Source organism: Larkinella punicea (genome assembly GCF_003334855.1).
Classification (GTDB): Bacteria; Bacteroidota; Bacteroidia; order Cytophagales; family Spirosomataceae; genus Larkinella; species Larkinella punicea.
The window spans coordinates 207764-219462 of sequence record NZ_QOWE01000002.1 but is presented as its reverse complement, the minus strand read 5'-3'; the positions used below and the strand labels follow the sequence as shown (position 1 = coordinate 219462).

The 11699-nt window shown below is 53.9% G+C and carries 8 protein-coding genes; 3 read left to right on the top strand and 5 right to left on the bottom strand.

Annotation, left to right across the window (positions count from 1 at the left end; translation table 11 throughout):
• Positions 1–111: 111 nt before the first annotated feature.
• The 5 genes from DUE52_RS02735 to DUE52_RS02715 all read right to left on the bottom strand — a co-directional run bounded on the left by DUE52_RS02735 (position 112) and on the right by DUE52_RS02715 (position 8791).
• Positions 112–1494, bottom strand: a complete 1383-nt coding sequence (locus DUE52_RS02735) for a sialidase family protein (RefSeq protein WP_165840848.1) — start codon at positions 1492–1494, stop codon at positions 112–114.
• 127 nt (positions 1495–1621) lie between these two features.
• Positions 1622–2965 (bottom strand): sialidase family protein, encoded by a 1344-nt coding sequence (locus tag DUE52_RS02730; RefSeq protein ID WP_114404413.1) that lies wholly within the window; start codon positions 2963–2965, stop codon positions 1622–1624.
• A 94-nt stretch (positions 2966–3059) separates the two neighbouring features.
• On the bottom strand, positions 3060–4541 hold the full coding sequence (locus DUE52_RS02725) for a RagB/SusD family nutrient uptake outer membrane protein (protein WP_114404412.1): 1482 nt from the start codon (positions 4539–4541) through the stop codon (positions 3060–3062).
• Positions 4542–4555: 14 nt separating this feature from the next.
• Positions 4556–7777: a SusC/RagA family TonB-linked outer membrane protein gene (locus DUE52_RS02720; RefSeq protein ID WP_114404411.1), complete on the bottom strand. Its 3222-nt coding sequence runs from the start codon at positions 7775–7777 to the stop codon at positions 4556–4558.
• A gap of 144 nt (positions 7778–7921) precedes the next feature.
• The gene (locus DUE52_RS02715; protein WP_114404410.1) at positions 7922–8791 is read right to left on the bottom strand and encodes an AraC family transcriptional regulator; all 870 of its coding nucleotides are present in this window, start codon (positions 8789–8791) and stop codon (positions 7922–7924) included.
• A gap of 200 nt (positions 8792–8991) precedes the next feature.
• Between DUE52_RS02715 and DUE52_RS02710 the strand changes: the two genes are divergently transcribed.
• From DUE52_RS02710 to DUE52_RS02700, 3 genes are read left to right on the top strand one after another with little or no spacing between them, the layout of a single operon-like run.
• Positions 8992–9381 (top strand): RidA family protein, encoded by a 390-nt coding sequence (locus DUE52_RS02710; RefSeq protein WP_114404409.1) that lies wholly within the window; start codon positions 8992–8994, stop codon positions 9379–9381.
• Between the two features lie 15 nt (positions 9382–9396).
• Positions 9397–10374 (top strand): 3-hydroxyacyl-CoA dehydrogenase family protein, encoded by a 978-nt coding sequence (locus DUE52_RS02705; protein WP_114404408.1) that lies wholly within the window; start codon positions 9397–9399, stop codon positions 10372–10374.
• Positions 10375–10383: 9 nt separating this feature from the next.
• Entirely contained in the window at positions 10384–11694 is a 1311-nt protein-coding gene (locus DUE52_RS02700) for an aspartate aminotransferase family protein (RefSeq protein ID WP_114404407.1), read from the top strand.
• The last annotated feature ends 5 nt before the right edge of the window (positions 11695–11699 follow it).

Genomic DNA, 11699 nt, shown 5'->3' with positions numbered 1-11699 from the left:
CCGCCAGAACAGGTTCGATCGCTACGCGATCACGGCAACAACAAAGGCAATCCGGCTACAGACATTCGATCGCTATGCGATCAGCCACTATCCCGAAAAAGTAGTCACTTATCAAAGCGGAGCAACCGTCACTTCCCGCACTTTGATGGCTTTGCGGGTTTGGCCCTGCGCATTCTTGTGCATAAAGTCGGAATAAATCACCAGGAATTTGTTTGGCCCGGTTGCCAGCAAACCCGTGTAGCCGCAGGAAACCGGCTCGGTTTTGCCCCGGTCACTGACTTCAAAAGGCAAGGACTCAAACGCATCAAAGGGCATCATCTCGAAGCCATTGGTCCATGTTTCGCCTTTGCCGTCGTTCGAAAACCGGAGCTGAACGCCCGGGCGACCGGCCGAAACCACCGTCACGCCGTTTTCCAGTTGCAGCAACCGGGGCAGCACACCGTTGGGTGTAATGACCTTTGGTTTGGTCCAGGTTTTACCCTGATCGGTGGAACGGCTAGCGTACATCGGACCGCTGTAAATGTCGTGCGAACGGATGACGCTGAGGTAGGTACCGTCGGCCAGAATTTCAAAAGCCGGTTCGGTAAACCAATACTTGTTCACGCCGTTGGTGTCGATTTTGGTGTCGGGCTGGTACGGAATGCGGCTCAGGATTTTCCAGGATTTCCCCGAATCGGTGGAACGATAGAAGAAAACCCCGCCTTTCGGGTCCACGCTTCCGTCTTCCCGAATGTGGAATCCCGGATAAATACAGGCCACAACCGCGCCATCGGCGGCTACTTTCATATCGCCCCACCACACCACCGGCACCATGCCGCGCAGACTGTAGCGCAGGGCCTGCGGATCATCGAGTGCCGCGTGTTCTTCCTGCCAGGCGGTTTCGCCTTTCTTCCGGCGGGCCAGAAAAACCCCCTGCCGACTCGCCGGGAGTTCGGTCAGTTTAAAAAATTTGTGTTCGTATTTTCTGCGGGTTATCGAACCCAGTGATTTCGGCATCGCCAGCTCGGATTCTTTGAGGGGCGTTGGGGTCAGGATTTTAATACGATCGCCATTGGGCAGCAATAACCCTTCATCGGCGCCGGTTTCTTCCCAGCTTTTCGGGTTTTGTTGCCAGGTTTTGCCGCCGTCGGTGGAGATGGACGAGGGAGACAGGGTATTTCCGTAGGATTCCATGGCGTCTTTGGCCATGTGCCATTTGGCCAGAATCGCCCCGTTGGCGGTGCCGGCGATGGTTGGAAACTGGAAAAAGCCCCATTCTTCCACTTTATCGGCGACACTCACCACCGCCGGTTCACCCAGCGTTACCCGGTATTTTTTCCGGCCATTCTGTTTATACAGAACATCGGTTTTGCCATACGCCGGAATCCCGTGCCTGATAACGGAAAGGGGCTCATTTCGTTCGGTCCATTCCAGGGCGGGAGCCGCTGCTTTTTGGGCGATTTTGCAGCCGCCCAAAATAAGCCCGAAAAGAAGCAGGAAGTAGGGTTTTGTCATTTGATTTTGCATTGTGAAAACAGAAATTCACCCCCAACCGTGCGACGGTCCGACCCCTAAAGGGGGCTAACGCATGCGGATTTTAAAGCCCCTTTAGGGGTCGGACCGTCGCACGGTTGGGGGTATATCAACGGGGAGACACCGTGATCTCCCGAACCTTGATGGCTTTGCGGATTTCGCCTTTTTCGTTCTTGTATTTGAAATCCGAGTAAACCAGTAAAAACTTGTTTGGACCCGTTGCTAACAGTTCAGGATACCCGCAGGAAACCTGGTCTTTTGGGTCTCCGAAGGGCAGCATTTCGAATGCATCGGTCCATTGCAGGCCGTTCGATGTCGTTGAAAAACGGAGCTGCATTCCGGGGCGGCCCGAAGCCAAAGCCGTGACGCCGTTGCTTAACTGGAGCAGTTTGGGCAACACTCCGGAAGGGGTAAACGCCTTCGGGTGGCTCCAGGTAGCTCCTCGATCGGTCGACCGGCTAACGTACATCGGGCTGTTGCCCAGCCCGTCGGTGGTTCGCAGGACGCAGAGGTAAGAACCGTCTTTCAGAATTTCGAACGCGGGTTCCGTAAAACCCAGTGCGAGTCGTTTGTTGCCGTTTGGGTCATGGGTCAAATCCGGCGCGTAGGGAATTCGGCCGACGATTTTCCAGGTTTTGCCCTGGTCGGTCGATCGGTAAAAATGCACCCCGGATGCGGCCACTTTTCCATTTTGGAGCGAAAAACCGGGGTAGGTGCCCGTCATGATTGCCTTCGTGGACTCGATTCGCATGTCGCCCCACCAGACGAGCGGAAAAAGTTTGTCATCCGTGTAGCGAACCGCCGTTGGATCAATGAGTTGGTTGTGTTCCAGCGTCCATTCTTTTTGGCCTTTTTTCAGCCGGTTGATGTAAACGCCCTGTAGCTTTTCCGGTAATTCATCCACTTTATAATAGGAAAAACTCCGGCCGTACGTTTCCGGCGTTGTCCCCACTTTTTTGGGGAGTTTCAGGGTGCTGGTGTCGATCGCGGCTGGCGTATAGTTCTTGATCCGGTCGCCATTGGGCAACACCAAACCGTCGCCCAGCGGTCGCGAACCCGCGTGAGGGGTCCAGGTCTTGCCGCCATCTGTCGAAACGGCGTAGCCATTGCTGTCCTTGCCATAGCTTTCGGCATGGTCGGAGTGCATGGCCCACGATGCCACCAGCGCGCCATCGACGCTTCGGTAAATGGTTGGAAACTGGAAATAGCCCCAGCCTACTGCTTTATCGGCCACTGCCACGACAACGGGCTGCCCCAGCGTGACGTGGTATTTTTCCTTACCATTCTGCTGATAAGCAACTTCCGTTTGTCCATAGGCCGGAATGCCGGGCGTGATGACGGAAAGGGATTGGTTTTTCTTTTCCTCCCAGTTTAGGGAGGAAACACCCGGTTGTTGGCTTTTGCCAACCAGCGAAAGGGTGCAAAGCAGAATGACAAGAGGAGATTTATTCATTGGGGTTAGGAGTTCTCCAGAGGAGGGGAGCGATCAGAAAAAAACGGGCAACCAGCGCACGTTTTAAATGTGCGCTGGTTGCCCGGGTGGGTACTTAATAACCGGGATTCTGCTTGATCTTCGGTTCCAGACTCAGTACGTTGCTCGAAATCGGGAACAGCAGCAGGTGATCCTTGCCTTTTTGAGCCTGTAGCGAGGGAACGATGTCGAACGCTTTGCCAAACCGGACCAGATCCCACCAGCGTTTGCCTTCCAGCATCAGTTCCAGCAGTCGTTCTTTCAAAATGGCCGCATCGTTGGCCTCTTTGGTTCCGTTGACAAATTTGTAGGCATCGAATTTCGCCCCGTAGGCCCGTTGCCGCACCAGATTCATTTCCGTACTGGGGTCCTGACCCAGGGCGTTTTTGGCTTCAGCTTTCATCAACAGCACATCGGCATAACGATACAGAATGATGTCGTCGACGAAAAACCGGACGCCCCCTTCAACGGTCCCCTGTCCTTTCGTCTGCACCGAGATGAAATAGTTGCGGGTGCCATTGGCACCGGTCGTATAGACCTCGTGAAAAGTACCGGCCCGGCGTTGATCATCGACCGAAAACTGGTTGCGGACGAGCGCACTGGGTTCCCAGACGTTGTTGCCGCCCGAAACACCCACAATGGCTTTGGAAGCGGCCTCGGCGTTGGCCGGCAAGGCCCCAACGGCCATGTAGATGTTGTTGAAGTAGTTATCGCCTACTTCCAGATACCGGAAGCCCACCGACATCAGGATTTCCTTGCTGCCTTTGTTGGTGTATTTGAACAGACTGGCATAGTCGGCCAGCAGCGAAACGTCGGCTTTGGCCACTTCGTCGCAGGCCGCCAGGGCTGTCGTGAAATCGGCTTGTCCACCGTTGGCGCGTTTGCCTGTCCACAAATACACATCGGCTTTCAGTGCGTTGACCGACGGTTTTGACCACATGCTCCGGCCATTGGTAAAGTTGTTGTCCGGGAAAAGTTGGAGAGCTTTTTCAATATCTTCTTTGATCAGCTTAAAAACATCCGCAGCGGGCGACCGTTCCAGAAAGGTCGTTTCCGGGTCATAGCCTTCAGTGGGCAGGGTCCGCAGTGGCAAGTCACCCCAGGTTCTGACCATGACAAAGTAGAGATAAGCCCGCATCGCATACGCCTGCGCCAGGGTGCTGTTTTTCGTACTTTCCGAATTGAAGGTAATCGTTGGTGCGTATTTTAAAATCAGGTTGGCAGCATTGACCCCCGAATACAGGCCGATCCAATCGGGTGCAGTGGCGGCCTGGTTCAGCGTATTCAAATAATAGCGGTCATAATCCAGCGTACCGGCCAGCGACTTCTGCATCACCTCGCTGCGGCCTTCGCCGTAGATGTACAGATTGAGCAGGGCTTCATTCCGTAGTTTGACATACATCCCGGCCAAACCGCCTTTGGCGTCGTCTTCCGTTTTCCAGAACGAAGCATTGGTGATCACGCTCGTCGGGTCGAGCATCAACTGGTCGGTGCAGGACGAGGTACTGAGCAGCAGCCCCAGCAAGACTCCCGAAACGAGTTTATAAGGTGATTTCATAGTTCAGTGCGTGATTAGAAGGTTAGAGAAGCGCCAAAAGCGATGTTCTTCGGAATCGGATACCGTCCGTTGTCCCGGTCGCCATCTTCCGGATTCAATCCTTTGTAACCGGTGAAGTAGTGCAGGTTGTTGCCCGTCAGGTTGAAGCGCAGGTTGCTGATTTTCAGGCGTTGCAAGACTGCCGATGGTACGTTGTAGCTGAGTGTAACTTCCCGGAGGCAGAGGTAATCGCCGGTTTCGTAGTAAATGGAATTGGTCGTTGTCAGGTGGTTTGCCGTTCCGCGCCAGTTGCTGTAGTTCCCGATACCCGGCTGATACTGCACCATGCTGGCTACGTCGCCTTGTCTTTTCCAGGATTTTTCGACCATTTCCTGCGTCATGCTCACCCCGGCCCACTGACCGTCCATGAACGCCCGGGCATAATTGTAGATGGTATGTCCCGTTGCGTAGTCCATCCGAACCACAAAGTTGAAGTTCTTGTAAGCCAGGGTATTGGAAATACCACCCGTCCAGACCGGGAACGGATTGCCTACGTAGACGCGGTCCCGTTCGTCGATGATGTTATTGCCGTCGACATCCTGGAAATTAGCGTCACCGCCGTATTTGGTTTTATCGGCATACGTGATGAGCTGATCCACCGGTGCCGATTTGGCGGCTTCGTCCGTGGCATAGACACCAATCTGGTTCCAGGCATAGTGATCGCCAATCCGGCCACCTTCGCGCAAACCACCTCCCCAGACATAGGTTCCGCTGGCAGGGTCAAATACATTATAGCCACCGATGCGGTTATTTTCGGTACCGTTGTAGGGCAATGTCAGAATTTTGTGGGTGGTTTTGGCCGCATTCAGGCCAATTTGCCACTGGAGCGGGGAAGAGGGCGATAGAATCTGCGCGCTGAGTTCGAGTTCAATCCCTTTGTTTTCCAGGCTACCCAGGTTCGTAAAGATGCTGGAGAAACCGGTCGATGGCGGCAGCGTCAGGCTGGTCAGCAGGTTGTCGGTCACGCGCCGGTAGACATCGACAATCATGTTTACCCGGCTTTTGAACAAACCGAGGTCGGCCCCCACGTTGAAGGTTTTGGATTGCTCCCATTTCAGCGACGGGTTCGGAATAACGGTATTCTGCACGGCAGAAATGCCCAGATAACGCGCTCCGACGCCGTATTCCCCCTGCGACTGGAAGTCCGTCAAACCGCTGATGTTCCCGTTAACCCCGTAGCTTCCCCGTAGCTTCAACTGAATCAGATCGGCGGGCAGGGCATTCCAGAATTCTTCGCGGTGGACGTTCCATCCGACCGAAACCCCCGGAAAGAAACCCCATTTGTGGTTGGCGCCGAGGTTGGAGGCCCCGTCGTAGCGGGCGTTCAGCGAGAAGAGGTATTTCTGCTGGTAGTCGTAGTTGACCCGGCCAAAGTAGCCCAGAATCACCTGGTCACTGACAAGACCACCCACCGAAACCGGCGTTGCGGCTGCATTTAGCGTCGGAATCAGATCCGTTGCCGCCCCCTGACCGCTGGCGGTCATGGCGTAGTTATTTCTTCCAAAATAAGAGAAACCGGCTTTCAGTGACAGATTATGGGAGGACGCAAACGTTTTGTCATACGAGAAAACTGCATCAGCCTGCATCTGGGTCAATCGGGAGTAGTTTGCCGAAGCCGCCCGCGTTGTAACCGCCGTTGTCCCGTTGAAATACGATGGTAAAAAGGAATACCCATCTCTTGTATCTTTATAAAGAGAGAGTTGCGGTTCAAAAGACAGACCCGGCAGAATATCCCAGCGACCTCCGACCGACAGGGTCATGTTTTCGATGGAATTGCCCCGTTTGTCTTTGTTCAGGAAGTATGATGCATTCCCATTCCCCCGGCTGGCACCCGGTGCCAGGGTTCCGTCTTCATAATACAGTTTTGAGGTCGGCACGTTGGCGGCTGAGCGGTAAAAAATCTGCGCAATGTCATACACCTCGTTGTTGGTCGAGCGGGTAAACATGGTTCTGCCGAAGAACTTCAGGTTGTCCCGCACTTTAAGCTCACCGTTCAGGTTAAACGTCAACCGATCATACTTGGTCGTAATAACCGTTCCCTGATTGTTCAGATACCCGACACCGGCGTTGAAGGTCGCTTTGTCGGAACCACCGGTTAGCGCCACATAATGGTTGTGCGAAACGCCATTTTGATAAATTAGTTTCTGGTAGTCCGTATTCTGAAAGATGATCGTTTTGGTCGAATCCAGTGGGTCCGGCATACTTTCCCAGCCTTCGTTCAGCTTGTGTTTGTTGGCGTCCGATAGATACTGAGTCGTGTAAATCGTATTGTTCGTCAGGTCGTTACCGGTTCCGGCACCCGTCGCCAGTGTCAATTGGCGGGTGGCTGTCGGGTCTTTTTTTGCCGAGCGCATTGCCCCGACCCGTTGCAGATAAATGTAATCGCGGGCGTTGGCCATTTCATACATTTTACCCGGTTGGGAGAAAACCAGGTCGTAGGAATAGGTTACTTTGGTTTTGCCGCTTTTACCGGTTTTGGTGGTAATGATTACGACGCCATTTGACCCCCTGGCGCCGTAAATAGCCGTCGAAGCGGCATCTTTTAATACTTGCAGTGATTCAATATCGTCGGGGTTGATGTCATTCATATTGGTCCGAATGATCCCGTCGATGATGTAGAGCGGAGCCGCGCCGTTGGGGTTGTTGATGGAGGTTCCCCCGCGCACAATAATCCGGGGTGCTGCACCCGGCTGACCGCCGTTGGCGGGGGCCTGCACCCGAACACCCGGGATGTTTCCCTGCAGGGCCGAGGCCGCGTTGGCATACGGCGTGTTCTCCAGCACTTTGGTGTCCAGCTTGGAAACGGAGGTCGTCAGCACTTCCCGCGACTGGGTGCCGTAACCGACCACCACCACTTCGTTCAGCGTTTTGCTGTCGCCTTTCAGGGTAATGTCCAGCAGGGCCTGGTTTCCGACCGTGATTTCCTGCGACTCATACCCCAGAAAGCTGAAGACCAGAATCGACTGGTCGCTGGGCACGTTAATGGTGTACTGGCCGCTGGCATCCGTCGTCGCTCCGCTGGTTGTTCCTTTCACAACGATGCTGACGCCGGGTAAACCTTCGTTCCGTTCATCGGTAATTTTGCCTTTGACCGAGCGCGCTTGTTGGGCGAAAACAGCGAGGCTACTGAAAAGTAGCGTAACCAACAAAAAATAGCGCTTTCCGAAAGAAAGAGCAGGTAAAGTTTTCTTTTCCATAGTATCTTAGATAGAAAGTCATACCAAATTTGACGATAGCAAAATTAAGTTTCGGTTCTATCGCATCCTGCTACTTTTATCTGTATTTGTAATACTATTTTTCGGAAAAGCCGGAAAGGTACTTTTTTTCGGAAGAAAAGGCGATTAGACGAGATTCAGCGTCTTTCGGTACTCGCTGGGTGTCATGTTCTTGATTTTTTTGAATTGCCGGTTGAAGTTCGCCAGGTTGTTGAAACCGCTTTCACCGGCGGCTTCGACAATGTTCAAATCTTTCTCGGATATTAGCTTACAGGCGTAGCCAATGCGAACCGTATTCAGGTATTCGACGAAGGAGACGCGGTAGTGTTCTTTGAAAAAACAGCAGAAGGTTGTCAGGGCCATGTTGGCAACGCTCGCAATTTCGGGCAGCGAGATTTCTTCCTGGAAGTTCTGCATAATATACTGGTTGATTTTGCGCAGATGGTCGGACGATTTAAGGTGGGTATTCTGCACATAACCAGGACTGGCCAGTGACTCATAATCAGTGGTTTGAGCGAGGAGGTCAAAAATGGACAACAACGACGACAGGCGTTGTAAACCGTTCATGGTCAGCATTCGGGTCATCGTGTCGGCAATCTTTTCCCGGGTTTCGCCCTTGATCACCATACCCCGGTTCGACCGCATCAGGAAGCTCCGGAAGGCCTCCATTTCCGGGATTTCCATGAACGTTTTGCCCAGGAAAGAATCGACAAACTGGACGACGATGGCGTCGGCCTGGTAGCCGGCTTCTCCCTTGAAAAATTCGGGATCGTTCACCCAGACGTGGGGCAGCGAAGGTCCCATAAACACCAGATCGCCCGCGTCGAAATACCCGATATGATCGCCCACCATCCGGCGACCGGTACTTTTCAGCACCAGCACCAGTTCGTACTCGGGATGGTAGTGCCACGGACAGGGGAAAAATTGGCCAATCTCCTGAAACACAATAAAAGATTTGTCGTATTCCTGTGGTAACCGAAATTCGATAGTTTTCATGGCGAATCGGACGTATAAAGTAAAACCGGTCAGTAAGTATAGTATAATTGTTGAATTCGTCAGAAACTTATGAAGAATAGTATCAGAAATATGGATAAAAGTAACAGAAATAGCAAACTCTCACGACTACTTTTGCTGATACGTACAGGGTCGACCAGTCGGCCCTGGTGAATACAACCTTTCTATCTGCTTTTTCACGCATGAGTAAAACAAAAGTGATTCACCCTGACCGTGACCCTGCCTTTGCGACCGGAGCCTATTCAGACGGGGTGATTGCCGGCGGCTTTCTATTTGTCAGCGGACAGGCGGCCGTCGATTTCAAGACGTCTCAATTTTTGCTGGGTACCATTGAAGAGGAAACCCACCGAACCTTACAGAACATCAAAACGATTGTGGAATCGGCGGGTGCCACGCTGGCGGATGTGGTCAAATGTACCGTTCACCTGGCCGACATCGCCGAGTTCGACCGTTATAATACGGTATATGCCCAGTATTTTCCGGGAATAAAACCGGCCCGAACCACCGTGCAATCGGTGTTGGCTGAGGGGTTGAAAGTAGAAATTGATTGCATTGTTAAACTCCCGGCCTGAAAACCTGTTCGGCGAATGGATGAGACTATACAAACGAGTGAGATCAGCGTAGGCGTTGTGGGGCTTGGGTTGATGGGCAGCAGTATCGTGGCGGCCCTGTTGATGGCTGGTCATCCGGTCAAAGCCATCGCCCCCCTGCCCAATGAACTGGCCGACGCCCTCCAGCGCATTACCAGTCAACTGCAACACGGCGAAGAAGCCGAACTACTCACGCAGCCGCTGGAAAAAACCGTCGCCCTGCTGACTCTTTCAGCGGATTACGGCGAACTGCACGACTGCCGCCTGGTGCTGGAGTGTGTCACGGAAAAGATCCCGATCAAACAAACCGTATACGAAAAGATAGCCGCTGTGGTGAGCACCGATACCGTGCTGGCCAGCAATACATCGGCCATTCCGATCAGCATGTTGCAACAGTATGTGCCCAATCCGGAGCGGTTTATGGGCGTTCACTGGGCCGAACCGGCCTACATGACCCGGTTTATGGAAATCACCTGCGGCACCCACACCTCGGTGGCCCTCGCCGACTGGGTGTTTCGACTGGCCCACCACTGGAAAAAAGAGCCCACGCTGCTGCGGAAAGACATTCGCGGCTTTGTGACCAACCGCCTGATGTACGCCATTTACCGCGAAGGCCTGCACCTGGTGGAAACCGGGGCCGCCAGCCTGGACGATGTCGACAAGGCGTTTCGCTACGATGCCGGTTCCTGGATGACGATGATGGGGATTTTCCGGCGGATGGACTACACCGGTTTGCAGGATTACCCCGAAATCTTCCGGCGCATTTTTCCCCAACTGAGCAATTCCGAAGCGGTTCCGAAGCTGATGCAGCACCTTGTGGACCGGCAGTTGCGGGGGACGCAAAGCGCCCAGGGCCTGTATGACTATACCGAAGAAGAAGCGAAGGAGTGGGACAAAGCCTTCGCGGTTTTTAATAAAGACATCTATCAATTGGCCGCCCGGTATCCGTTCCGGACCGACCAACGAATCGGTTAAACCAACGTAATGACACACTACACCGAATCGGCCGCCTTGCTCGAACGGGCAAAAAAAGTGCTGGCCGGGGGCGTTTCGTCCGAGTTCCGCAAGTACAATCATCCCCACGCCATTTTTTATACGCACGGAAAAGGAAGCCGGATCTACGACGTAGACGGCAATGAATACCTGGATTTTACGCTGAGCCAGGGGCCGCTGCTGCTCGGGCATTCGCACCCGGAGGTGTTGCAGGCCATCCACGACTATTCCGAACAGGGCCAGCTTTTTGCCGGCCAGCACCACAAAGAAATTGAACTGGCCGAAAAACTGGCCGGACTCATTCCGTCCGCCGACCTCATGCGGTTTTGCCTGGACGGTTCCGAAGCCGTGCAAACCGCCTTTCGGGTAGCCCGCGCCAAAACCGGCAAAACCAAATTTCTGCGTTTCGAAGGGCATTACCACGGCTGGCTCGACAACGTCGCCTGGGGACTTTCTACGCCTTCGGTAGAAGCCCTGGGCGACCGGGAAGACCCGAACGTGTATCCCTGGAGCGCCGGTCTGGCCCCGAATTCCCGGGATGAATTCATCATCCTGCCCTGGAACGATCTGGAACTGGTTCGGAAAACCGTCGCCGAACACCACCACGAACTGGCCGCCATCATTACCGAGCCGATTATGTGCAACAACGGCTGCATTCTGCCGCAGGACGGTTTTCTGCAAGGCCTCCGCGACCTCTGCGATCAGTACGGAATGGCGCTGATTTTCGATGAAGTCATTACCGGTTTTCGGGTTTCACTCAAAGGCGCCCAGGATTATTTCGGTATCACGCCCGATCTGTCCATTTTTGCCAAAGCCATCGCCAGCGGTTACCCCATCAGTGCCATCGTTGGCAAACGTGCGTGGATGCAGTTGATCGAGGAAGCGAAAGTGATCCACGCGGGCACGATGAACGCCAGCAACCCGACCATCGCGGCCGCTTTGGCCACGATTCAGGTGCTGGAAAGGGACCAGCCGTACGAACGCTTATACCGGTTTGGTCAAAAACTGATGACGGGTCTGGAACAGGCCGCAGCCGAAACGGGCCAGAACCTGCGCGTGCAGGGACTCGGACCCATGTTCCACGCCGGTTTTACCGACCAGCCACCCGCAACCGATTACCGGGGTACGCTGGGGTATAACCGGGTTAAACTTGCTAAATTCATTGCGGGTATGCACGATCGGGGCGTCCGGGTCATTGGCCGGGGGCTGTGGTACATCAGTGCGGCCCACACCGAAGAGGATATTGATCATGCCATCAAAACGGCCCGGGAAGTGCTGGGAAGTGAGGAGTTGGGCTGGTAGCAATC

Bases quoted from the DNA above. Each gene is read 5' to 3' on its own strand.
- DUE52_RS02725 (WP_114404412.1), bottom strand. From the start codon at position 4,541: ATGAAATCACCTTATAAACTCGTTTCGGGAGTCTTGCTGGGGCTGCTG.
- DUE52_RS02730 (WP_114404413.1), bottom strand. From the start codon at position 2,965: ATGAATAAATCTCCTCTTGTCATTCTGCTTTGCACCCTTTCGCTGGTT.
- DUE52_RS02710 (WP_114404409.1), top strand. From the start codon at position 8,992: ATGAGTAAAACAAAAGTGATTCACCCTGACCGTGACCCTGCCTTTGCG.
- DUE52_RS02735 (WP_165840848.1), bottom strand. From the start codon at position 1,494: ATGACAAAACCCTACTTCCTGCTTCTTTTCGGGCTTATTTTGGGCGGC.
- DUE52_RS02715 (WP_114404410.1), bottom strand. From the start codon at position 8,791: ATGAAAACTATCGAATTTCGGTTACCACAGGAATACGACAAATCTTTT.
- DUE52_RS02700 (WP_114404407.1), top strand. From the start codon at position 10,384: ATGACACACTACACCGAATCGGCCGCCTTGCTCGAACGGGCAAAAAAA.
- DUE52_RS02720 (WP_114404411.1), bottom strand. From the start codon at position 7,777: ATGGAAAAGAAAACTTTACCTGCTCTTTCTTTCGGAAAGCGCTATTTT.
- DUE52_RS02705 (WP_114404408.1), top strand. From the start codon at position 9,397: ATGGATGAGACTATACAAACGAGTGAGATCAGCGTAGGCGTTGTGGGG.